The following is a 22,500-nucleotide window of genomic DNA, read 5'->3' as shown; positions in this document are numbered from 1 at the left end:
ACGCGGCGGAGCGCAAGAATACGGAAGAATACGGGCATAGCCGGAGGAAGGAAGAAGCGGAGGCTCTCGGTGCCGACGGCGCGGTTCCTGCTGTGGGGCGGCCTGGTGGCGGCCGCCGGGGGCGCGCTCCTGTGCGTCCTCGGCTGGTACGGGATCTCCGGCGAGCGGTTCGCCGAGCGCCAGCTCCCGTACCTCGCCTCGTGCACCGTGCCGGGGGCGGCGCTGATCGTCGCGGGCGCCGTCCTGATCGGCACGGCGGCGCTGCGCGCGTCCGCACGCCCGGCCGACTCGGAGCCCCCCGAAACGGACCTCCCGGACCCCCCGGCCCCCTCCTCCGACGGCCCGCCGCTGCGCGTCCCCGGCGGGACGCTGGCGCACCGCCCGGACTGCCCGCTGGTGGCGGACCGCGCGGACGCGGTACCGGCCGCCGGGGACCCGGCGCTCGCGCCCTGCCCGGTGTGTGAGCCGTGGCCTCTCTGACGTACGAGCTGACGCTGGCCGGCCTCGCGGTCGGCAGCGCGGCGGCGCTCACCGGCATCGGCCTGATCGTCACCCACCGGGCGACCGGCGTGCTGAACCTCGCGCACGGCGCGGTCGCCATGATCTGCGCGTACGTGCTCCGCCAGCTGGTCGTGCCCTGGGGCTGGCCGCTGTGGCCGGCCGCCCTGCTGACCCTCCTCCTGGTGGCCCCCGCGCTGGGCCTCGTCCTCGACCGGGCCGTCTTCCGCCCGCTGGCCCGGGCGGGCGCCGGTCCGGCCCGCACCCTGGTCGCGTCCACCGGCGTCTTCGTCCTCCTCGTGGGCGCGGCGGTCCTGCTCTGGGGCTCCGGGGCCAGGACCGACGCGCCGGTGCTCCTCGGCGGCGATCCCTGGCTGCAGCTGGCGACGGTCGTGGCGGTGGCCTGCCTGGTCACGGCGGTGACCCGGTGGACCCGCTTCGGGAGGGAGCTGCGGGCGGTGGTCGACAACCGCCCGCTGGCCGTCCTCTCCGGGGTCGACGCGGACCGGATCGCGGCGGCCGGCTGGGCGTTCGGCGGGTTCACCGCCGGGCTCACGGGCGTGCTGCTCGCCCCGTACGTCCGGCTCGACCCGTACGGGCTGCCGCTGCTCGTGGTGGAGGTGATGGCGGTCGCGGTCATCGCCCGGATGCGGTCGCTGCCGGTCGCGATCGGCGCGGCGCTGCTCATCGGGGTGGCCCAGGCGCAGCTGACCCGCTTCCACCCGGAAGGATGGGCGGACCCCCTGCTGCGCTCGGTGGGGGCGAACCTCTTCGTCCTCGCGCTGCTGGCCGCGGCGCTGCTCCTGCCGGGCATCGGCGGCAGGGGCCAGGACGCGCTGCCGCCGCCGACGCGGGCGGCCCGCACACCCCCGGCGCTCTGGCCGCTCGCCGCGGTCTGCTTCCTCCTCCCCCTGGCGGCAGGGGGCGCCGAGCTGCCCACGGCGACCCAGATCCCCGCCCTCGCGATCATCCTGCTCTCCCTGGTCGTGGTGACGGGTCGCACGGGCCAGATCGCCCTGGGCCAGGCGGCCTACGCGGGCCTGGGGGCCCTCTTCACCACCCTCTTCACGACGGCGGGCGTCCCGCCCCTCCCGGCCCTGGCCCTGGCGGTCCCCCTGACGGCGATGGCGGGCCTCCTGACGGCGGGTCCGGCGATCCGCCGCCACGGCCTGGCGCTGGCTCTGGCGACCCTCGCGGTGGGCGTCGCGGTCAGCCGCTTCGTCCTCACCCAGCCCTACGCCACGGCGAACCTCGCCGCCCCCACCCGCCCCGCCCTCTTCACCACGGACCGCGCCTACTACGCCCTGGAACTCCTCCTGCTCACGCTGGCCCTCCTCCTGGTGGCGGCCCTCCGCCGGGGCCGCACCGGCCGCACGCTGGCGGCCCTGCGCGACCACGAACCCGCCGCGGAGGCGGCCGGCATCCCCGCGACCCGCCTCAGGCTCCTGGCCTTCACCCTGGCCGCCGCCCTGGCCGCCCTGGGCGGCGCCCTCCTCACCATGGCCACCGAAGCCTTCGACCCCACGGCATACGACCCCCTGCGCGGCCTCCTCTGGTTCGCCGCGGTCATGGTCCTGGGCGCGGACAACCTCCTCACGCCCCTCCTGGCGGCCCCGCTCCTCCTGACCACCGCCACCACGACCCCCACCGCCCTGGCCGCCCTGACCCTAGGCCTCCTGGCCACCCAGACAGGCCGCCTCCCCCCACTGACCACCTTCCTGAACCCACCAGAGACCCACCCGACACCAACCCCCCGAACGCCCGGAACCACCCCCCGAACGCACGGGGCCACCCCCCGACCGGCCACCACCCCCCGAACGCACGGAGCCACCCCCCGACCGGCCACCACCCCCCGGACGCGCCCGCCCGAGGACCGACCGGCAGCCCCTACCCGGACACACCCGGCCGAAGGCCGGGGCACCCCCCACGGCCCGCCGGCCGCCGACGGCCCGCAACCCCCCGCGGGAGAACCCGCACCCGACCATCCCACCCGCACGGGCGGAGCGGGTGGGCACACCACCCCGGCCGAAGGCCGGGAAACCCCCCACGGCCCGCCGGCCGCCGACGCTCCGCAACCCCCCACGGGAGAACCCGCACCCGACCCACCCACCCGCACGGGCGGAGCGGGTGGGCACACCATCCCGGCCGAAGGCCGGGGCACCCCCCACAGCCCGCCACGCGCCCGGCTCGTCGCCGAGGGGCTCCGGTTCGTGCACCCCGGCGGGGTGACGGCCCTGCGGGACGTGGGGCTGGTGCTGCCGACCGCCCAGGTCACCGCGCTGGTGGGGCCGAACGGCGCCGGCAAGAGCACCCTCTTCGACTGCCTGGCCGGCGCCGCCCGCACGGGCAGGCGCGACGGCCGGGTCCTCCTGGACGGCCGGGACGTCACGCACCGCCCCGCCCACACCCGCGCCCGCCTCGGCATCGCGCGGACCTTCCAGCAACCGGCCCTGTTCCCGTCCCTCTCCGTCGAGGAGAACGTCCGCGTCGGCGCCGAGCACGGCCACCACCGCGACCACCGCGACCACCCCGCCGCCGCCACCGAACGCGCCCTCCGCCTCGCGGGCCTCGCCGGGCCCGTACGGCACCGCCGCACGGCGGGCCTCCCGACGGGCCTGCTGCGCCGCGTCGAGCTGGCCCGCGCGCTCGCGGGCCGCCCGCGCGTCCTGCTCCTGGACGAGCCGGCCGCCGGCCTGGACGCGGCCGAGGCCGAGGCCCTGTCCCGGCTCCTGACCGCGCTCGCCGCCGACGGCCTGACCGTCCTCGTCGTCGAACACGACCCGGACCTCGTCGCCGGCACGGCCGCCACCGTCCACACGATGGAGGGAGGCCGGCTCCTCCCATGACCACCGAGATGGAGCTGCGCGGCGCCCGCGTCCGCTACGGCCCCCTGGAGGCCCTGCACGGCCTGGACCTCCCGGTCCCGGCGGGCACGGTGACCGTCCTGACGGGCCGCAACGGCGCCGGGCGCACCACCGCGCTGCGCGCCCTCGCCGGGACGGCACGGCTCTCGGCCGGCCGGGTCCTGTGGCGCGGCGAGGACGTCACCGCGCTGCCCCCGCACGAACGCGCCCGCCGCGGGCTGTGCTTCGTACCGGACCGGGGCGCCGTGTACGAGGGCCTGACCGTCTCCGAGAACCTGGCCCTCGCGGGCCCGGCGGCCCCGGTCCCGTACCCGGCCCTCGTCCCGCTGCTCCACCGCACCGCGGGCACCCTCTCCGGCGGCGAACGCCGGATGCTGGCCGTGTCCCGCGCCCTGCTGCGCCCCGCCCGCGTGGTCCTGGTCGACGAGCCGGCCCTCGGCATGGCCCCTCCGGTCGCGGCCCGTACGTACGCCCTGCTCGCCACCCTGGCGACGGAGACCGGCGCGGCGGTCGTCCTGGCCGAACAGCGCGTGCCGGACGGCCTCCCGCCCGGCACCCTCCTCCACGAGCTGCGCCGCGGCACCCGCGTCTTCAGCGGCGAGGCGGCGGAACTCCGGGGCCGATAACCGCTCAGAGCGGTGCGATGCGCAGCATCATGCCGACGTACAGGCGGTTCGGGTCGGGGCCGATGACGGTCTTGTTGGCCTCGTAGAGCCGCTGCCAGCCGCCCTTGACCGCGAAGCGGCGGGCGATGCCGGCGAGGGTGTCTCCGGGCTGCACGGTGTGGGCGCGGCCGCTGAGCCCGTACCGCTTGGAGCAGACGGGCCAGGCGCCCCAACCCTGCACGCGGAGGACGTCCTCGGCGACGGTGATCTGCTGCTGCCGGGTGGCGAGATCGGCCCGGCGGGCGTACTTCAGGCCGCCGTACTCGATCCAGGTCGGCTGCCAGAACTGGAGCCCGCCGTAGTAGCCGTTGCCGGTGTTGATGTCCCAGCGCCCGCTGCTCTCGCACTCGGCGACGCAGCCCCAGGGCCACTGGTCCTCCGCGCAGGCGTACGCGGGCGCGCCCGCCGGTCCCGCCGACGGGGGCGGCGGCACCGCCCCGACGCCGCCCTGCGCCGCTTCCATCGCGGCCGCGGCGTCGGAGAGCGCGTCCGCGACCGCTCCGGCCGCCGCGTCAGGCAGCACGGGCACGACCGGTACTCCGGGCGCTCCGGGCGCTCCCGCCGTGCCGGGCCCGTCGTCGCCGGGCGCGGCCAGGGCGACGGGCGCCTGGTGGAGGGCGAGCAGCGCCGCCGCGGAGGCCGCCGCGAGCGAGCCGGCTGTCCAAAATCGGATCATCGACATCGCCGCAGGCTAGGTCGGCCGCCCGGACCCCACCCCCGTGCCGCGCGGAACACTGTTCACTTCCCACCCGGTCGGCGGCACCCTCGGTGCCGCCGACCGAGGCACCGCCGGAGCCCCGTCCGAGGCACCGCCGGACGCACCGCCGGAGGCACCACCGCGCCCACCGCCGGAGGCACCCGCACGCGCCAGTGGCAACTTGCCTCGCTTCCGCGCGTGACCCCGCCCGCGCCTGACCCGTTGAACTCGGCATGAGACGCCCGGGAAAGGCCCGGGGTCCGTCCGTACCGAATCCAGGGAGCCCTCCGTGCCGCGCATGCTCGACGTCAGCGAGGACGTACGCGCCGAGATCGGCGACGAAGAAGCCGACCGGCTGCTCGCCGGCGACAACGCCCCGGGCAGCTACGACTGCACCTCCTGCCGCACGCCGGGCGACTCCGAGCAGGAGCGCACCTCCACGGTGCTGTTCGTCGGCGAGGAGACCGCGGTCCTCGCGTTCGCCCACGCCAGCTGCATCCCGTCGCAGGTGGTCAAGGTCGCCGAGGACCAGCTCCAGGGCGCCGTCGCCTCCATCACGGCCGCCGACGCCGCCGACGCCCTCTCCGCGGCCCACCCCGAGCAGGCCGTGCTCGGCGTCACCAGCGGCCTCGTCCTGATCGACGGCGAGCTGCACCCGGCGCTGGTCGTGGAGCCGACCGCGCCGGTGGCCCGGCCCGGTTCCGGCGGGCTCACCGACGAGTTCCTGTCGCTCCTCTCCGAGCAGGGCTTCCACCCCGTCGAGGACCTGAACACCAAGCCGGCCGCGCTGCCCGGCTGGTCGGTCCTGGTCGCCATGGGCCAGCTGCACTCGGTGCTCCAGCCCGGCGCGGGCGGCACGGGCCAGTCCGCGTGGTGGCAGGCGCACCAGCCGCTCCAGGTCACCGAGGGCTGGCGCGCGGCGGCCAACAAGTCGCACACGGTCCTCGTCTTCGCCGCGCCGGTCGGCTCCATCGGCCAGCAGCCGCGCGAGGACCTGCTGCGGGACGCCCTGGAGAAGGCCGCGGCCAACGGGCGCCTGGTCGCCGCCGCGATGCCGCTGGCCGGGACCTGATGGACGACGGGCGTCCGGGGATAGGGCCGGTGCGCGGGCCGGGGGTCCCGACCGTGCCCCGTCCCCGGCGGGCCCCTCTTTCGGAGAGCCGCCCGCATCCGACGGACGGCGGGGTCGTTGGCACCTACGTGCACGCATACGACCCATTCCCCCAGCCGTATCCGAGTCCGATCCCCGCCATGCGCCCGGCGCAGGACGTTCCGGCCGGGTATTCGGCGACGCCGATCTTCGATGCCCTGTACTCGGAGTACCGCCGGTCGTTCCGCACGCTTCCGGGTGACCGCAGCGGCGAGGAGGAGCTGGCGTTCCGGGCCTTCGGCACGGCGATGAGCACGGGCCTGTCCGGTTTCACCGGCCTCTCGGGGTTCCACGGCCAGCACCACGCGGCGTACCCGTCGGCCTGGTCGGCCCCCCAGCACCATCCCCCGCAGGCGGCGCTGCCGCCGGGCCCCCGCCGCGGCCTCTGAGCACGGCCGGGAACGAGAGAACGGCTGAGGGCCGGAGTCGTACGCGTACGGTACGACTCCGGCCCTCAGCCGTGCTCACGGCGCGGGTTACTTCTTCTTGCCGCGCTTCTCGCGCACGCGGACCGAGATGTGGATCGGGGTGCCCTCGAAGCCGAACTCCTCGCGCAGCCGGCGCTCGATGAAGCGGCGGTAGCCGGCCTCCAGGAAGCCGGAGGCGAAGAGCACGAAGCGCGGCGGCTTGGTGCCGGCCTGGGTGCCGAAGAGGATGCGGGGCTGCTTGCCGCCGCGGACCGGGTGCGGGTGGGCCGCGACCAGCTCGCCGAGGAAGGCGTTGAGCCGGCCGGTGGGGACGCGGGTCTCCCAGCCGGCGAGGGCGGTCTCGATCGCCGGGACCAGCTTCTCCATGTGGCGGCCGGTCTTCGCGGAGACGTTGACCCGGGGCGCCCAGGAGACCTGCTGCATCTCGGTCTCGATCTCGCGCTCCAGGTAGTAACGGCGCTCCTCGTCGAGCTCGTCCCACTTGTTGTACGCGATGACGATGGCGCGGCCGGACTCGACGGCCATCGTGATGATCCGCTGGTCCTGCACCGAGATCTGGTCGGTGGTGTCGATGAGGATGACCGCGACCTCGGCCTTCTCCACGGCGGCGGCCGTGCGCAGCGAGGCGTAGTAGTCGGCGCCGGCCTGGAGGTGGACCTTCTTGCGGATGCCGGCGGTGTCGACGAACTTCCAGGTCACGCCGCCGAGCTCGATGAGCTCGTCGACCGGGTCGCGGGTGGTGCCGGCCAGCTCGTTGACGACGACCCGGTCCTCGCCCGCCACCTTGTTGAGGAGGGAGGACTTGCCGACGTTGGGGCGGCCGATGAGGGCGATGCGGCGGGGGCCGCCGATCGCCCTGCCGAAGGTCTGCTCGGGGGCCTCGGGGAGCTTCCGCAGGACCTCGTCGAGGAGGTCGCCGGTGCCGCGGCCGTGCAGCGAGGAGACGGGGAACGGCTCGCCGAGGCCGAGCGACCAGAGCATGGCCGCGTCGGCCTCGCCGGACTGGCCGTCGACCTTGTTGGCGGCGAGGACGACCGGCTTGCCGGCGCGGCGCAGCAGCTTGACGACGGCCTCGTCGGTGTCGGTGGCGCCGACGGTGGCGTCCACGACGAAAAGGCAGGCGTCGGCGGCCTCGATGGCGTACTCGGCCTGGGTGGCGACGGAGGCGTCGATGCCGAGGACGTCCTGCTCCCAGCCGCCGGTGTCGACGACCTTGAAGCGGCGGCCCGCCCACTCGGCCTCGTAGGTGACGCGGTCGCGGGTGACGCCCGGCTTGTCCTCGACGACCGCCTCGCGGCGGCCGATGATGCGGTTCACCAGGGTCGACTTGCCGACGTTCGGACGGCCGACGACGGCGAGGACGGGGAGCGGGCCGTGGCCGGCCTCCTCGATCGCCTCCTCCACGTCCTCTACGTCGAAGCCCTCTTCCGCGGCGAGCTCCATGAACTCCGCGTACTCGGCGTCGCCAAGTGCCCCGTGGTCGTGCTGGTCGTTCATGAAGTCCGTTCCTTGATCATTCGTGGTCGGTGGTCCCGGCGGCCGGAGCCGTGGTCCCACTACTGAAGTGTCACTCAGCGCCCGGTGAGGCGCCTGGCGTTTTTCAGGTGGCCGGTGAGGTGCTCCTGGATGCGGAGCGTGGCCTCGTCGAGCGCCTTGCGGGTACGCCGCCCGCTGCCGTCGCCGGCTTCGAAGGCCTCCCCGAAGACGACGTCCACCCGGCTGCGGAGGGCCGGCAGGCCCTTCACGAGCCGTCCGGGCCGCTCGGTGCTGCCGAGGACCGCGACCGGCACGATCGGGGCGCCGGAGCGGACCGCGAAGTAGGCGAGCCCGGCGCGGAGCGAGGCGAAGTCGCCCTCGCCCCGGGTGCCCTCGGGGAAGATCCCGAGGACGCCGCCCCGCTCCAGGATGCCCAGGGCGTTGCCGATCGCGTTCCGGTCGGTGGAGTCACGGTCGACCTTGACCTGCCCGATGCCCTCCAGGAAGCCGCCCAGCGGCCCGACGAACGCCTCCTTCTTGATGAGGAAGTGCACGGGGCGCGGGGCGGTGCCCATGAGCATGGGGCCGTCGATGTTGTGGGCGTGGTTGACGGCCAGGATGACGGGGCCGGTGGCCGGCACCCGCCAGGCTCCGAGGACGCGCGGCTTCCAGAAGCCGTACATCAGTCCGATGCCTATGCGGCGGCCGACCGCGGCGCCCTTCGCGGACGGCTGGGTCACTTGACGGCCGCCCTCTTCTCCTCCACCAGGGTGACGACGCACTCGATGACCTGGTCGAGGGTGAGCTCGGTGGTGTCGACCTCCACCGCGTCCCCGGCCTTGGCGAGCGGGGAGGTCTTGCGGCTGGAGTCCGCCGCGTCGCGCTTGACCAGGGCCTCCTGGGTGGCCCGCACGTCGACGCCCTTCAGCTCGCCGGAGCGGCGGGCGGCGCGGGCCTCGGGCGAGGCGGTGAGGAAGATCTTGAGGTCGGCGTCGGGGAGGACGGTGGTGCCGATGTCCCGGCCCTCGACGACGATGCCGGTCCCGGCATCGCGGGCGATGGAGCGCTGGAGCTCCGTGATGAGGGCGCGCACCTCCGGGACGGCGCTGACCGCGCTCACCCGGGAGGTGACCGCCTCGGTCCGGATCGGGCCCGCGGCGTCGACGCCGTCCACGGTGATGGTGGGGCGGGACGGGTCGGTGCCGGAGACGATGACGGGCTTGCCGGCCGCGTTCGCCACGGCGTCGGCGTCGTCCACGTCGACCCCGTTGCTGATCATCCACCAGGTGATCGCCCGGTACTGGGCGCCGGTGTCCAGGTAGCTCAGGCCCAGCTTGGCGGCGACCGCCTTCGAGGTGCTCGACTTGCCCGTGCCGGAGGGGCCGTCGATGGCGACGATCACGGATTCCACGGTGGGTGACCTTCCTGGGTGAGCGGGGCCCCGGCGACAGCCCGGACCCCTACAAGGTTACCGAGTCCCCGAACCCCCCAACGCCCCGTCCCTACGGGCCCGCGCCCGACGCCCTTTGCAGGCCCGTAGCCCGGCGTCCCTGTGGGCATACGTCCCGCAAGGGCGGGACGGGTGGGCACAGGGACGGCGCCCCCTGCCGCGCCTCGGCCTCCTGCGCCTGGACCCGCACCACGATGTACGGCTCCGTACCGGTGCGGGTCCAGGCGCAGGAGCGGAGGCACCCGCAGAACGTGCCGTTCCGTTGTGCCCACCCGTTCCGCCCTAGCGGAACGTATGCCCACAACGAAACCGCAGCGTGCTCAGGGGGTGCGGAGGGACCAGCCCTGGGATTGGAGGGAGTGGGAGAGGGTGGGGGCGGCCTTGGGGTCGACCATGAGCTGGACCAGGCCCGCCTGCTGGCCCGTCGCGTGCTCGATGCGCACGTCCTCGATGTTGACCCCCGCCCGCCCCGCGTCCGCGAAGATCCGCGCCAGCTCCCCGGGCCGGTCGCTGATCAGGACCGCGACGGTCTCGTACACCGCGGGGGCCGCACCGTGCTTGCCCGGCACCCGCGCCCGGCCCGCGTTGCCGCGCCGCAGCACGTCCTCGACGCCCGCCGCCCCGCCCCGCCGCTCCTCCTCGTCCGGGGACTGGAGGGACCGCAGCGCCCGCACCGTCTCGTCGAGGTCCGCCGCGACCCCGGCGAGGACGTCCGCGACCGGCCCGGGGTTCGCGGCGAGGATCTCCAGCCACATGCGCGGATCCGACGCGGCGATCCTCGTCACGTCCCGTATCCCCTGCCCGCAGAGCCGTACGGCCGACTCCTCCGCCTCCTCAAGCCGCGCCGCGACCATCGAGGAGACGAGCTGCGGGGTGTGGGAAACGAGGGCGACCGCCCGGTCGTGGGCGTCGGCGTCCATGACGACGGGCACGGCCCGGCACAGCGCGACGAGTTCCAGCGCGAGGTTGAGCACCTCGGTGTCGGTGTCCCGGGTCGGCGTGAGCACCCAGGGCCGGCCCTCGAACAGGTCGGCGGTGCCCGCCAGCGGGCCCGAGCGCTCCTTGCCGGACATCGGATGGCTGCCGATGTACGAGGCGAGGTCGAGGCCCGTCGCCTCCAGGTCCCGCCGCGGCCCGCCCTTGACGCTGGCCACGTCGAGGTAGCCGCGGGCCGCCCCGGCACGCATGGCGTCGGCGAGCGTGGCGGCGACGTGCGCCGGCGGTACGGCGACGATCGCGAGGTCCACCCGGCCCTCGGGCTCCGCGTCGGTGCCCGCGCCGAGCGCCGCGGCGGTCCGGGCGCTCGCCGGGTCGTGGTCGCGCAGGTGGACCGTGACGCCCCGGCCGGCGAGGGCGAGTGCGGCGGAGGTGCCGATCAGTCCGGTTCCGATGACGAGCGCTGTTCTCACGGGGGGATGTCCTTGGTGACGCGGCAGGCGGTGACGACGGTGAGGGGCCAGCCTAGTCAGCCCGCGGAGGGCACGCGCGCGTGCGCCCGCCCTGCGAGACGCGCGGGGCGGGCGCAGGGCGGGCGCCACGTACGACCGGCGACGTCAGAGCTTCTGCGCCCGGATGATGTCCTCCAGCGACCCGCCCTGCGGCAGCGATCCGCCCGGCGTCAGCCTGTCGACGGCCTGCGGCAGCGACCGGGCGATCTCGTCGGCGGCCTGCTCGGGGGTGACTCCGGCGTCCTGGGCGACCTTCTGGAGGGTCTCGTCGGGGAGCGCCTGGGCGATCTGGGCGCCGTCGACGGGCTTGTTCTCGCCGGTGCCGATCCAGGACTGGGCCTGGTCGGCGAGGCCGGACTTGGTCAGCATGTCGAGCAGCCCGCCGAGCGGGTTCTGGCCGCCTCCGCCCGCCGCGGCGCCGCCCTGTCCGCCTCCCGCGAGCGCGCCGATCAGGGAGCCGAGGATGCCGCCGGCGCCGCCGCCTCCGCCCTGTCCGCCGCCTCCGCCGAGCAGGGAGCCGAGGAGACCGCCGAGATCGTTGCCCGCCATGGTGGTTCCGCCTTCCGTCCGGTGAACAGCATCGATCGCCCCAATCTCACCTATACAGGTTGATTCCGCCACTCGGTGTAGGCGCGGGCGCCGAGGCGGTAGAAAGGGCGGATGCTGCTCCATGTCGTACCGCTGGACGAGTGGTCCGCGGACCCCGCCCTCCCCTACGCCCCGCCGTCGCTCGCCGCCGAGGGCTTCGTGCACTGCTCGCCGGACGAGCAGGCGGCGCTCGCGATCGCCGACGCCCACTACCGGGACGCGCCGGGCCCGCTCCTGGTCCTGGTGATCGACACCGGTCTGCTGTCCGGGGAGGTCCGCTGGGAGGGTTCGGAGGACCGGCTCTTCCCGCATGTGTACGGGCCGGTGGAGCGGGCGGCGGTGACGGCCGTCCTGGAGGTGCTGCGGGACGCGGACGGCCGTGCGAGGGAGTTGGTGCCCTGGGTGTAGTCCCGGCCCGGCGTGTTGCGGGGGCGGCGGCGCGGACGGCGGGAAGCTGGCCCGCATGACTTCACGGACGACACGGACGACACCCACGACACCCCGCCGGACGGTCCTGCTCGCGGCGGCGGCCCTGACCACGGCGACGGCCGCGACGACCACCGGCTGCGGCTCGGACGACGGCGGGGGCGGTGACGGCGGTACGGAGTCGAGCGCCCCGCCCTCCCCGTCGGGAACGGCCGGCGGCACCCCGCTGGCGAGCACCTCGGAGATCCCGGTGGGCGGCGGCACCGTCTTCGCGGACCGCAAGGTGGTCGTGACGCAGCCCACGGAGGGCGAGTTCAAGGCCTTCTCGGCGATCTGCACCCACCAGGGCTGCACGGTGAACAAGGTCGCGAACGGCACGATCGACTGCCCCTGCCACGGCTCGAAGTACAGCATCACGGACGGCGCGGTGACGGCCGGCCCGGCGCCGCGTCCGCTGCCCGCCGAGGAGATCACCGTCTCCGGGGAGACGATCACCCTCGCGTAGCCTGACCGCCATGACCGCCGTGGACATGACCCCCGAGGCGCTGGTGCGCGAGCACACCGTCTACGCCTGTGTGATGGGCTCGCGCGCCTTCGGTCTGGCGACCGAGGACAGCGACACCGACACCCGGGGCGTCTACCTCGCCCCGACGCCGCTCTTCTGGCGCTTCGACAAGCCCCCGGCGCATGTGGAGGGCCCGGCCCCCGAGCAGTTCAGCTGGGAGCTGGAACGCTTCTGCGAGCTGGCCCTCCGCAACAACCCCAACGTCCTGGAGTGCCTCCACTCCCCGCTGGTCGTCCACACCACCGAGTGGGGCCGCGAGCTCCTCGCCCTGCGCGGCGCCTTCCTCTCCCGCCAGGCCCACGCCACCTTCGTCCGGTACGCGGGCGGCCAGCGCCGCAAGCTGGAGGCGGACGTCCGCCAGTACGGCCACCCGCGCTGGAAGCACGCCATGCACCTGCTGCGGCTGCTCGGCAGCTGCCGGGACCTGCTGCGTACGGGCGAGCTGCGGATCGACGTGGGCGCGGACCGGGAGCGCCTCCTCGCCGTCAAGCGCGGCGAGGTCCCGTGGCCGGAGGTGGAGTCCTGGATGAACCGCCTCCAGGACGAGGCCGACACCGCCCTCGGCACCAGCCCCCTGCCGCCCGCCCCCGACCACGCGCGCGTGCAGGACCTCCTGATCCGCGCCCGCCGGGCCTCCGTCTGAAAGTCACCACAAAAAAGGGATGAATCCCCTGAACACCCCCTTCCGGCACCTTTCTTGAAAGGCTCCTCTACCCTCCCTTTTACTCCCATTTATCAAGATCACGAAGTGTTATTCTGCCCCCGCTGTTTTCTATTTCTTCACACAGGGGGGGACGTGCAACGTTTCCGTAGACCTGGATTGCCGACGGCCTTGGCCGTCGCATTCCTGGCTGGAGCACTGCCCAGTACAGCCATAGCCGTGGAAAGCAAGGGGGAGCCGCGGCTTCCGGAACTTCGGCAGCCGCCGGCGGTCGCGGTTTCCGCGGCGAAAATAGGCGGCAAGAAAAAGCCGGACGCTGCCAGCGTTTCCGTGACGGACCGGAAAAGGGGGGTTCACTGGCCTTCCGCCGGATCTGCCGAGATTCGACTGAGCGACGGCGGTGGCCGGGCAGGCGACCTTCCGGTCAGCCTCCGTCCGGCGGCCGCCACCGTCGCCACCCGGGCGGGTGGGGACCAACCCTTCCGCGTCGGACAGAGCCACCCGCCTCAGAGCCTGCGGGTCTCGGTCGCCGACCGGAACGCCACACGCAAGGCCGGCGTCGACGGTCTGCTGATAACCCTGGGCAGCACCGACGGCAGCCCCGTCAGCGGCTCCGTGGACGTCAAGGTCGACTACAACGCCTTCCGTCACGCCTACGGCGGCGACTACGCAGCCCGGCTGCGACTCGTGGAACTGCCGGCCTGTCGTCCGGCACCCTCACGGGCAGGAAGGCCGGCCCCACCGGGGTGAGCTCGGCCCTCGCCTCGTCCGCCACCGTGCTGGCCGCCACGGCGAGCGCCGCCGGTCCCACCGGCGACTTCAAGGCGACCCCGCTCCAGCCGTCCGGCACCTGGAGCGCCGGAGGTTCCACCGGCGCCTTCTCGTGGACCTATCCCATCAACGTGCCGACGGTGCCGAGCGAGCTCGAACCGAGCATCGCCCTGCAGTACAGCTCGCAGAGTGTCGACGGCCGGACGGCCGCGTCGAACAACCAGCCGCGCCCGACGCCACCAACACCACCAGCTGCTACCCGGTGAAGTGGGCCTACGAGGGCACTACCGCCCAGCTCGACTGGTTCAACAGCTACCGGGTCCAGCAGGTCGTCGAGGGCGACAACCTCGTCGAGTCCCCCGACAAGGTGACCACGTACTCCTACCTCGGCGGAGCGGCCTGGGCGAAGAACGACGACGAGTTCACGAAGGCCGAGGACCGCGTGCACTCGATCGCCCGCGGCTACGAGCGGGTGCAGACCCGCACCGGCGCGGCGGACGACCCCAGGACCCTCTCGGAGACCCGGTACTTCCGCGGCCGTGACGGTCAGACCGTGGCGGACTCCGCGGGAGCGACGGTGACGGACCGCGAGCAGTTCGCGGGCATGGTCCGGGACGTCGCCACCTACAACGGCGACGACACCACGAAGCTGGTCTCCGCGACGTCCTACACTCCCTGGCGGTCCACCGCGGTCGCCACCCGCACCCGTCCCGGGCTGCCGGACCTCGTCTCGTACAAGACCGGGGTGCAGAAGCAGAAGACCCGCACCACGGTCACCGGCGGCACCCGCACCACCGAGCTCACCCGCGGCTTCGACGCATACGGCATGGTCTCCACGGAGTCGTCCACCGGCGACCCGGACGTGCCCGGCGACGAGCGGTGCGCGACGACGACGTACGCCCGCAACACCACCGCCCACATCCTCGATGTGGTCAGCCGGGTCGAGACGGTCGCCGTGGCCTGCGGGGAGAGCGTCTCCCGGCCGGCGGACATCATCGACGACGTCCGGACGTCCTACGACGGCGGCGCGTTCGGCACGGCGCCGACCAAGGGCGACGTCACCAAGGTCGAGCGGATCAACGGCACCGGTACCGGCTACGACGTCGTGACCAGCACGCCGACCGCCGACTTCGACGTCTACGGCCGTCCCCTCTCGGCGGCGGACCCGTACGGCAAGGTCACCACGACCGCCTTCACCCCGGCCACCGGCGAGGTGCCGACCTCGATGGTCGTGACCAACCCGCTCGGCCACACCGTCACGTCGGTGCTGGAGCCCCTGCGCGGCCAGGCCACGCAGGTGACGGACGCCAACAACAAGGTGACCTCCACCACGCACGACGGACTCGGTCGGGTCACCAAGGTCTGGCTGCCGACCCGGGCGAAGGCCACGTACCCCGACTCCCCCAACTATGTCTTCGACTACCTCGTCCGCAAGGACGGCCCGAACATCACCACGACGAAGGTCCTGACCCACGACTCGCAGTACAAGTCCGCGTACGCCTTCGCCGACGGACTGCTGCGCTCCCGGCAGACCCAGGAACCGTCGCCGGACGGCGCGGGCCGCATCGTCTCCGAATCGTTCTACGACACCCGGGGCCAGCTCTGGCGGCACTCCGGCTCGTTCTTCGCGAGCGGCGCGGCGGAGCCCGCGCTCGTCACCGGTCAGGAGCTGAAGTACCCGGCGTCCACCGACACCGAGTACGACGGCGCGGGCCGGGTGACGGCGGTCATCTCGCGGACCTTCGGCGACGAGACCAAGCGCTCCACGACCCAGTACACGGGTGACACCACCACGGTGGTCCCGCCGAAGGGAGGGGTCGCCACCACAGCCGTGGTGGACGCGCTCGGGCGCACCGTCGAACAGAAGCAGTACACCGACGCCGCCCGCACCACCTCCCAGTCGACCCACTACGCCTACGACAAGCTCGGGCGGCTCAAGGAGGTCAAGGACCCGTCGGGCGCGACCTGGTCGTACGTCTATGACGTCCGCGGCCGCAAGGTCGAGTCCCGGGACCCCGACCTGGGCACGACCAAGACGACCTACGACCAGGGCGACCGCGCGGTCGGCGTCACCGACGCCCGGGGGTACACCCTGACGCCGGAGTACGACGCGCTGGGTCGGCGGACCGCCCTGAAGCGGGGCTCCACTGCCCTCACGACCTGGGAGTACGACACCGTCGCCAAGGGTCGGCCGTCGAAGTCGACGCGCTGGGTCGGCGGCAAGGCGTACATCTCCGCCATCACCTCGTACAACAGCTTCTACCAGCCGGTCCTCAGCCAGGTCACCGTCCCCGACAGCGAGGGCGCCCTGGCCGGCACGTACAAGTGGACCAACTCGTACAACCGCAACACCGGCCAGCTCATGTGGATGATGCAGCCGGCCGCGGGCGGACTGCCCGCGGAGAAGATCGCCAACACCTACACGCCCGTCTCCGGTCTCCTGAAGACCGTCGGCGCGGGCACCGACTCGCTCGTCTCGGGGAACACCTACGACCACTACGGGCGCAACACCCGTCAGGAGTACGGTTCGTTCGCCCAGGCGCTCTGGGTGAGCAACGAGTACGACGACCACACCGGGGCGGTGAAGCGCCGCTACCTCGACCGTGAGGTGGCTCCGCAGCGCATCGAGGACGTGCAGTACTCGTACGACCCCGCGGGCAACATCACCTCGCTCGCCACGGCGTACGGCCAGGACGCGACCCGCACCACGGACACCCAGTGCTTCCAGCTGGACGCACTGCGCCGGATCACCCAGGCGTGGACCAACACGGGCACGACCTGTGCCGCGGCGCCCTCGGCGTCCGTCGTGGGCGGCCCGGACGCCTACTGGACGTCGTACACCTACGACGCCGTCGGCAACCGCAAGACGGAGACCGACCACAAGACGGCCTCCGGTCCGACCGTCGACACCGTACGCACCTACGCGGCGGCCACGACGGGCACCCACCGCCTCCCGAAGGTCACGCAGACGGGCACCGACCCGCACGACGAGACCTTCACCTACGACGCGGCGGGCAACACCCGGACGCGGACCATCGGGTCGAACGCCGTACAGACGCTCAACTGGGACGACGAGGGACGCCTGGGCTCGGTGGTCCAGGGCACGAAGACCACCTCGTACCTGTACGACGCCGCCGGTCAGCGGCTGATCGGCCGGGACTCCACCGGCACCACGCTCTACCTGCCGGGCGGCAACGAGCTCAAGCTCGACAAGGCCGGCGTGGTCACCGGCACCCGCTACTACAGCGTCGCGGGCCAGACCATCGCGATGCGCAGCGGCGGCAAGCTGACGTTCGTCTTCAACGACCACCACGGCACCGGTTCGACGCAGGTCTCGGCCGACGCGGCGCAGACGGTGGTCCGTCGCAAGACGGGCCTCTTCGGCGAGGCGCGCGGCACCCAGCCCGCCGCCTGGCGCGGCGACAAGGGCTTCGTCGGCGGCACCAAGGACGCCGACACCGGGCTGACCCATCTCGGCGCCCGCGAGTACGACCCGGCCATCGGCCGTTTCGTCTCGGTCGACCCGCTGATGGACCTGACGGACCCGCAGCAGACGCACGGCTACACGTACTCCAACAACAACCCGGTCACGCTGTCGGACCCGAGCGGTCTGAAGCCGGCCGACTGCCTGGAGCACGGCGTCACCTGCAAGTACACGGGGAACGGCTGGGACGTCCAGGAGCAGACGAAGGAAGAGGCCGCCGCCGAGCCGAACCACTACACCAAGAAGTACGCGAAGGTCGACCACGAGCAGCGCAGGCAGTACTGGAAGAAGGAGCAGCGGAAGAAGACCCGGGAGCACCGCCTGAAGTTCCTCGCGCACAACAGCGAAGAGGTCGACGAGATCGTCGACCAGGCCGAGAAGGCGTGCCGCAGGGGACGCGGGATCGGACGTGTCGCCTGCTCGGTGGAGGTCAACTCCGACTGGTTCAAGGAGCACACCGCGGAGCAGATCTTCGGCGAGGCCCTCGACCGCATCGACGAGGGCTGGAGGGACGAGGGCAAGGTGAAGGATCCCCACGCGTTCAGCGAGGAAGAGTTCCTCCTGGCACTCCAACTCGCGCGTGAGGGACAGACCGTCGTGTCCCGTGGAGAGAACATCGGGGCACCGGGCGCCGAGGGAGACAAGCGCTTCGACGCCTGGGTGGACGGTGTCCGCTCCGAGTTCAAGATCCTGTCGACCGACAAGGTCAGGACGGTGAAGGATGCGCTGTCCGACGCCAACAAGAAGGGAGCGGACGCCGTGTACGTCAAGCTCAAGGAGTTCGACGTGGACGAAGCCGAGGGCATCGTCAACGATTGGGCGGGTGACACCCGTCGCACCGTCAACCTGACGACGGTCTATATCGTTCACGAGGACGGCATCAAGCCGCTCCACTTCAAGTAGACGAGGAACAGGTCGCAGTGCACCACCACACCGCCGTCCCGGCGACGCTGGCCGGGGAGACCCGGCAGCACCTGGGGCTGTCCGTGCGTGACACGGACGTCGAGGTCGCCGTCTCGGCCTCCGGCGTCGTCCTCCACGGCTTCCCCGTGGAAGCCGCGGCCGCCCGTCGCGCCTGGGAGTGGTGGCGGGACCGGCACGACCGGTCCGGTCTCGTGCCCTTCCTGTCCGGCCACAGCCCCCTCGCCCTGGTCGAGCTCGACCGGGGCGAGGGGCCCTGGCGCCGCGGCAGCCGGGAACTGCTGGCGTCGGCGCTGCGGCCCGTCCCCGCGGACGTCGTGGCGGAGCTGAAGGCGGCACGCCTGCGCGAGATGATCGACATCTACGTCCCCCCACGGGACGACGCCGATCGTCGGGAGATCGCGGAGTACGAACTGCTCCTCGATCCGGAGGCGGTGGCGGCGGAACTCTCCGCCGCCCCGCCGGTCACGGCGCCACCCCCCGCTCCGGCGGACGGCGGGGAGGAGCCCCTGTGGCTCGTCTTCGTCGAGGCGGAGGGGAGCTACGCGCTGCCCGCGCTGCTCCCCCGGCTGATCTCGACGCCCAACTGGTCGGGCCACCCGGACCGTGAGCTGCTCCCCGCCGACCACGTGGCGGTGCTGCGGCACTGGCACGAGCGGCACGGGGCGGAGTTCCTCTTCGCGGACTCGGCCACCTTGCACCTCGTCGTCGCGCGCCCGCCCCGTTCGCGGGGCGAGCGCGCGGAGGCCGCGGTGGAGCAGTACGTCTACTGCCCGGACCTCGGTGACCCCGAGTTGATCGGGAACGGCCAGGCGGGCTCCACCGAGTGGACGTTCTGGTGGGACTGACGGACGGCTGAACAGCAGGAACCGGTGCCCCGGCGGATCTTCCGCCGGGGCACCGGCATTTCCGCCACCGGCCTCACGCGTCCCAGAGGGCCCCGAGTCCGAGCAGTTCGTCGCGGTGCTCGATCCGGTCGGTCCACTCCGCCGGCCAGGCGTCCGCGCCCAGGTGGGCACCGGCGAAGGCGCCGGCGAGGGCCGCGATCGAGTCGGAGTCGCCGCGGGTGCAGGCGGCCCGGCGCAGGACGGTGAGCGGTTCGCCGGGGAAGAGCAGGAAGCAGAGCAGCCCGGTGGCGAGCGCCTCCTCCGCGATCCAGCCGTCGCCGGTGTACGTGCACGGGTCGAGCTCCGGGTCGGCGGTGCGCTGCACGGAGTCGAGCCGTTCGAGGACGGCGAGGCACTCGTCCCAGCCGCGCCGGACGAAGTGCCGGGCGCTCGGGTCCTGGGAGCGGGTCCAGAGGTCGCCGAGCCAGCGCTCGTGGTACGTGTCGCGGTTCTCGTACGCGTACGAGCGCAGCTGTCCGACGAGCCCGGCCGGGTCCACGCCCTGGGCGAGCAGCCACACGGCCCGCGCGGTGAGGTCGGAGGCGGCGAGACCGGTGGGGTGCCCGTGGGTGAGCGCGGCCTGGAGCTGGGCGGCGCCGGCCCGCTGGTCCTCGCTCAGTCCGGGAACGAGGCCGAGGGGCGCGACGCGCATGTTGGCGCCGCAGCCCTTGGAGCCGATCTGGCTGGCGTCCTGCCAGGGGCGGTCGCCGTCGAGGAGCATGCAGGCCCGCAGGCAGGTGTTACCGGGGGCGCGGTTGTTCTCCGGCGAGTGGTACCAGTCGACGAACTCGTCGCGGACGGGCCGGGCGAGCCGGAGCGGGGTGAGCGGGCCGCGGTCAAGGGCGGTCCTGATGCCCCGCGCGAGGGCGAGGGTCATCTGGGTGTCGTCGGTGACGTACGCGGTCCCCCGTGTCACCGGCAGCTCCATCGTCCGCCACGGCCCGCATGTGGCGAGAATCGCCGGGACGTCGTTGAACTCGGTCGGGAAGCCCAGCGCGTCCCCCAGCGCCAGCCCCATCAGCGTCCCCGTGGCGGCCTTCTTCGGCGTGCTGTTCATGCGGATCGTCCTTCCGGTCGGAGCAGTGGCGGGTGGAGGGCGGTGGCCTCCCCCGCCCGGTAGAGCGCGGCCGGTTTCCCCCGTCCGCCGGTGCGGCGCGGGGGTCCTTCGACCGGCTCGACGAAGCCGGGGGTGGTGAGGACCTTGCGCCGGAAGTTGGGGCGGTCGAGCGGGACGCCCCAGACCGTCTCGTACACCTCGCGCAGCTCGCCGAGGGTGAACTCGGGCGGGCAGAAGGCGGTGGCGAGGCAGGTGTACTCCAGCTTGGCGCCGACGCGCCCGCGGGCGTCGGCGAGGATCTCGTCGTGGTCGAAGGCGAGTGCCGGGACCTCGTCGTAGGGCAGCCAGCGGGCCTCGGCCGCGTCGCCGCCGCCGCGCGGTTCGGGCAGGTCGGGGACGAGCGCGGTGTACGCCACCGACACGACCCGCATCCTCGGGTCGCGGTCGGGTTCGGTGTAGGTGCGGAGCTGTTCGAGGTGGAGGCCCGCGACGGTGGCCTCGGGCAGTCCGGTCTCCTCGGCGAGTTCGCGGCGGGCGGCGGTGCCGGCGGACTCGCGGGGCAGCACGAAGCCGCCGGGGAGCGCCCAGGCGCCCGCGTACGGCTCCTGGCCGCGCTGGACGAGCAGGACGTGCAGCCGGCCGGCGCGGACGGTGAGGACGGCGAGGTCGACGGTGACGGCGAAGGGTTCGAAGGCCCGGGGGTCGTACCCCTCGGGGCGCGGCGGGGTGGTCATCGGCGCTCCGGGAGGGGGTCGGCGAGGTGCCAGCCCTCGGCGAGCAGCGCGTCGACGGCGGCGACGGCGGTGGCGAGGCGCTCCTCGTGGGGGCCGGTGAGGACGACGGTGCGGCGGCCGCTGTGGGCGAGCTGGGTGAGGAAGCGGGCGGTCATCCAGGGGCGGAGGTGTTCCCCGTCGCGGAGCCCGTCGTCCTCGAAGGCGACGCCCCGGTGGTCGGTGAGCAGCCAGAGGTGCTGCCTGCCGCGGGCGGCGATCTCCCCGGTGGCGGCGCTGGTGGTGCCGAGGTACCGCTCGTGCCAGATGGTGGTGGCGAAGGCGTCGGTGTCGCAGAAGAGGACGGGCGAGCCGTCGCGGGCGGCCTCCTCCTCCAGCTCGGCCTGGCGCTGGGCGATGACGGGGAAGTCGGTGGTGCGGAAGGCGACGTCGGGCCAGGTGGCGTCCGGTTCGCGCTCGCGCAGTTCGGCGAGTCTGAGTTCGCTGTACGCGCGGCCGTACTCGGGGACGTACCGGGTGCGTGCCCAGATCCCGCCGCGCCGCCGGTAGTGGTCGGCGAGGGCGAGGGCCATGGTGGTGGTGCCGGTGGACTCGGCGCCGAGGACGACGATCCGGCGGGTAAGCGCGGCCCGCACGGGCGGCTCCAGGAAGTCCCAGCATCCGGCGGGGTCGGCGCGGACGGCGGTGCCGGAGACGGGGTGGCGGAGCCGCTCGGGGTCGACGGCGACGGACGCGGCGCCGAAGCGGCGGCCGAGCTCCTCGCCGTACGGCTCCGAGGTGAAGACGGCGTCGACGGGCTCGGGGACGGCGGCTCTGAAGACCGCCATGTGGGCGTCCCAGACGTCGGGGTCGGTGAGGTCGACGGGGATGTCGTCGACGGCGCCGACGACGAGGGCGTCGGGGTGGACCTCGCGCATCCAGGCGACCCGCTCCTCCAGCGGCAGGGACTCGACGGAGGAGGCGCAGACGAGGACGGTGACGCGCTCGCAGGCGGCGAGGGCGGTGCGGACGAGGTGGTGGTGGCCGGCGTGCGGCGGATAGAACTTGCCGAGGACGAGCCCGTGGCCGTACGAGGTCATGCCACGGCCTCCAGCGGGCGGCGCGCGGCGGCGGGGTCGCGGCTCCAGCCGCGCAGGCCGGCCACGCAGAGGGCCAGGAAGCCGACGTACAGCAGCGAGGTCAGGTAGAGGCCCTTGTACGCGTACAGCGGCACGTAGACGACGTCGGCGGCGATCCACAGCCACCAGGACTCCAGGCGCTTGCGGCACTGGCCGTAGGTGGCCATGAGGGAGAGGCCGGTGGTGAGGGCGTCCCAGAAGGGGACGGTGGAGTCGGTGGCCCGGTCGAGGAGGAGGGCGAGGGCGAGGGTCCCCACCGTCCCCGCCGCGAGCAGCCAGGTCCATTCGGTGCGGGTGGTGCGCCGCACCGGAAGGGTCTCGGCGGAGCCTGGTCCACCCCCGTGGGTCCAGGTCCACCAGCCGTACGCGGCGAGGACGATGAAGACGATCTGGAGGCCGGCGTCGGCGTAGAGGCCCGCCTGGGTGAAGAGCAGGACGAAGAAGAGGTTGTTGGCGATGCCGATCGGCCAGTTGGCGAGGTGCTGCCGGGCGACGAGCCAGACGCAGAGGGCGCCGCTGCCGAAGCCGAGGACCTCGGTCCAGCCGACGGGGGTGTCGAGGAGTGTGAAGAGGGGCCGCTGGAGGGGTTCGAGTACGTCCGCGAGGCTCACGCCC

General features: G+C 73.5%; 22 protein-coding genes. 12 read left to right on the top strand and 10 right to left on the bottom strand.

Annotated features, from left to right (window positions below; translation table 11 throughout):
* The first annotated feature begins 69 nt into the window (after positions 1 to 69).
* Genes HHL19_RS24410 through HHL19_RS24400 form a run of 3 tightly spaced genes read left to right on the top strand, consistent with a single transcriptional unit; the run spans position 70 to position 3,988 of the window.
* A complete protein-coding gene (locus tag HHL19_RS24410) occupies positions 70 to 480 on the top strand; it encodes a hypothetical protein (protein WP_169092488.1) in 411 nt (136 codons plus the stop codon).
* A complete protein-coding gene (locus tag HHL19_RS24405) occupies positions 468 to 3,344 on the top strand; it encodes an ATP-binding cassette domain-containing protein (RefSeq protein WP_169092487.1) in 2,877 nt (958 codons plus the stop codon). Before HHL19_RS24410 ends, HHL19_RS24405 begins: the two co-directional genes overlap by 13 nt.
* Complete coding sequence (locus tag HHL19_RS24400; protein ID WP_169092486.1) at positions 3,341 to 3,988, top strand: ATP-binding cassette domain-containing protein; 648 nt, start codon at positions 3,341 to 3,343, stop codon at positions 3,986 to 3,988. Before HHL19_RS24405 ends, HHL19_RS24400 begins: the two co-directional genes overlap by 4 nt.
* 4 nt (positions 3,989 to 3,992) lie before the next feature.
* Here HHL19_RS24400 and HHL19_RS24395 read toward each other — a convergent pair whose 3' ends face one another.
* Positions 3,993 to 4,709 (bottom strand): transglycosylase family protein, encoded by a 717-nt coding sequence (locus tag HHL19_RS24395; RefSeq protein WP_169092485.1) that lies wholly within the window; start codon positions 4,707 to 4,709, stop codon positions 3,993 to 3,995.
* A 304-nt stretch (positions 4,710 to 5,013) separates the two neighbouring features.
* Here HHL19_RS24395 and HHL19_RS24390 point away from each other — a divergent pair, with 304 nt between their 5' ends.
* Together HHL19_RS24390 and HHL19_RS24385 are read left to right on the top strand one after the other, a co-directional pair.
* Positions 5,014 to 5,796, top strand: a complete 783-nt coding sequence (locus tag HHL19_RS24390) for a hypothetical protein (protein WP_169092484.1) — start codon at positions 5,014 to 5,016, stop codon at positions 5,794 to 5,796.
* 179 nt (positions 5,797 to 5,975) lie between these two features.
* A complete protein-coding gene (locus HHL19_RS24385; RefSeq protein WP_206325734.1) occupies positions 5,976 to 6,263 on the top strand; it encodes a hypothetical protein in 288 nt (95 codons plus the stop codon).
* A gap of 87 nt (positions 6,264 to 6,350) precedes the next feature.
* On the opposite strand, the gene der is transcribed toward HHL19_RS24385, so the two are convergent.
* The 5 genes from der to HHL19_RS24360 all read right to left on the bottom strand — a co-directional run bounded on the left by der (position 6,351) and on the right by HHL19_RS24360 (position 11,225).
* On the bottom strand, positions 6,351 to 7,799 hold the full coding sequence (gene der / locus HHL19_RS24380) for a ribosome biogenesis GTPase Der (protein WP_169092482.1): 1,449 nt from the start codon (positions 7,797 to 7,799) through the stop codon (positions 6,351 to 6,353).
* Positions 7,800 to 7,873: 74 nt separating this feature from the next.
* Positions 7,874 to 8,518, bottom strand: coding sequence for a lysophospholipid acyltransferase family protein (locus HHL19_RS24375; protein ID WP_169092481.1), 645 nt, complete (start codon positions 8,516 to 8,518; stop codon positions 7,874 to 7,876).
* Positions 8,515 to 9,189: a (d)CMP kinase gene (gene cmk, locus HHL19_RS24370; RefSeq protein ID WP_169092480.1), complete on the bottom strand. Its 675-nt coding sequence runs from the start codon at positions 9,187 to 9,189 to the stop codon at positions 8,515 to 8,517. The genes HHL19_RS24375 and cmk overlap by 4 nt, the downstream gene beginning before the upstream one ends.
* Positions 9,190 to 9,548: 359 nt before the next feature.
* Complete coding sequence (locus HHL19_RS24365; RefSeq protein WP_169092479.1) at positions 9,549 to 10,637, bottom strand: prephenate dehydrogenase; 1,089 nt, start codon at positions 10,635 to 10,637, stop codon at positions 9,549 to 9,551.
* A 144-nt stretch (positions 10,638 to 10,781) separates the two neighbouring features.
* Positions 10,782 to 11,225 carry a YidB family protein gene (locus HHL19_RS24360; protein WP_169092478.1) on the bottom strand — a complete coding sequence of 148 codons (444 nt, stop codon included), beginning with the start codon at positions 11,223 to 11,225 and terminating at the stop codon, positions 10,782 to 10,784.
* Between the two features lie 111 nt (positions 11,226 to 11,336).
* On the opposite strand from HHL19_RS24360, the gene HHL19_RS24355 reads away from it, so the two are divergent.
* The 7 genes from HHL19_RS24355 (at position 11,337) to HHL19_RS38585 (ending at position 18,940) form a co-directional block, all read left to right on the top strand.
* On the top strand, positions 11,337 to 11,672 hold the full coding sequence (locus HHL19_RS24355; RefSeq protein ID WP_169092477.1) for a DUF952 domain-containing protein: 336 nt from the start codon (positions 11,337 to 11,339) through the stop codon (positions 11,670 to 11,672).
* A 55-nt stretch (positions 11,673 to 11,727) separates the two neighbouring features.
* Positions 11,728 to 12,195, top strand: coding sequence for a Rieske (2Fe-2S) protein (locus HHL19_RS24350; protein WP_169092476.1), 468 nt, complete (start codon positions 11,728 to 11,730; stop codon positions 12,193 to 12,195).
* A 25-nt stretch (positions 12,196 to 12,220) separates the two neighbouring features.
* Positions 12,221 to 12,898 (top strand): nucleotidyltransferase domain-containing protein, encoded by a 678-nt coding sequence (locus tag HHL19_RS24345; protein ID WP_169092828.1) that lies wholly within the window; start codon positions 12,221 to 12,223, stop codon positions 12,896 to 12,898.
* A gap of 237 nt (positions 12,899 to 13,135) precedes the next feature.
* Positions 13,136 to 13,666, top strand: a complete 531-nt coding sequence (locus HHL19_RS37675) for a hypothetical protein (protein ID WP_240981855.1) — start codon at positions 13,136 to 13,138, stop codon at positions 13,664 to 13,666.
* Complete coding sequence (locus HHL19_RS37670) at positions 13,663 to 13,953, top strand: hypothetical protein (RefSeq protein WP_240981854.1); 291 nt, start codon at positions 13,663 to 13,665, stop codon at positions 13,951 to 13,953. The genes HHL19_RS37675 and HHL19_RS37670 overlap by 4 nt, the downstream gene beginning before the upstream one ends.
* A complete protein-coding gene (locus HHL19_RS37665) occupies positions 13,950 to 18,074 on the top strand; it encodes an RHS repeat-associated core domain-containing protein (protein ID WP_346768536.1) in 4,125 nt (1,374 codons plus the stop codon). Before HHL19_RS37670 ends, HHL19_RS37665 begins: the two co-directional genes overlap by 4 nt.
* Positions 18,075 to 18,091: 17 nt before the next feature.
* On the top strand, positions 18,092 to 18,940 hold the full coding sequence (locus tag HHL19_RS38585; RefSeq protein WP_169092475.1) for a DUF4253 domain-containing protein: 849 nt from the start codon (positions 18,092 to 18,094) through the stop codon (positions 18,938 to 18,940).
* 73 nt (positions 18,941 to 19,013) lie between these two features.
* Here the strand turns inward: HHL19_RS38585 and HHL19_RS24330 are convergent, their stop codons facing one another.
* Genes HHL19_RS24330 through pnuC form a run of 4 tightly spaced genes read right to left on the bottom strand, consistent with a single transcriptional unit; the run spans position 19,014 to position 22,496 of the window.
* A complete protein-coding gene (locus HHL19_RS24330; RefSeq protein WP_169092474.1) occupies positions 19,014 to 20,036 on the bottom strand; it encodes an ADP-ribosylglycohydrolase family protein in 1,023 nt (340 codons plus the stop codon).
* Positions 20,033 to 20,770 (bottom strand): NUDIX domain-containing protein, encoded by a 738-nt coding sequence (locus HHL19_RS24325; RefSeq protein ID WP_169092473.1) that lies wholly within the window; start codon positions 20,768 to 20,770, stop codon positions 20,033 to 20,035. The genes HHL19_RS24330 and HHL19_RS24325 overlap by 4 nt, the downstream gene beginning before the upstream one ends.
* Positions 20,767 to 21,846, bottom strand: coding sequence for an AAA family ATPase (locus HHL19_RS24320; RefSeq protein WP_169092472.1), 1,080 nt, complete (start codon positions 21,844 to 21,846; stop codon positions 20,767 to 20,769). Before HHL19_RS24320 ends, HHL19_RS24325 begins: the two co-directional genes overlap by 4 nt.
* A complete protein-coding gene (pnuC, locus tag HHL19_RS24315) occupies positions 21,843 to 22,496 on the bottom strand; it encodes a nicotinamide riboside transporter PnuC (protein WP_169092471.1) in 654 nt (217 codons plus the stop codon). Before pnuC ends, HHL19_RS24320 begins: the two co-directional genes overlap by 4 nt.
* Between the last annotated feature and the right edge of the window lie 4 nt (positions 22,497 to 22,500).

The sequence above is a fragment of the Streptomyces sp. R302 genome, assembly GCF_012927245.1.
GTDB lineage: Bacteria > Actinomycetota > Actinomycetes > Streptomycetales > Streptomycetaceae > Streptomyces.
Note: the sequence above shows the minus strand (reverse complement) of the source record. Positions and strands in the feature narration are given on the sequence as shown.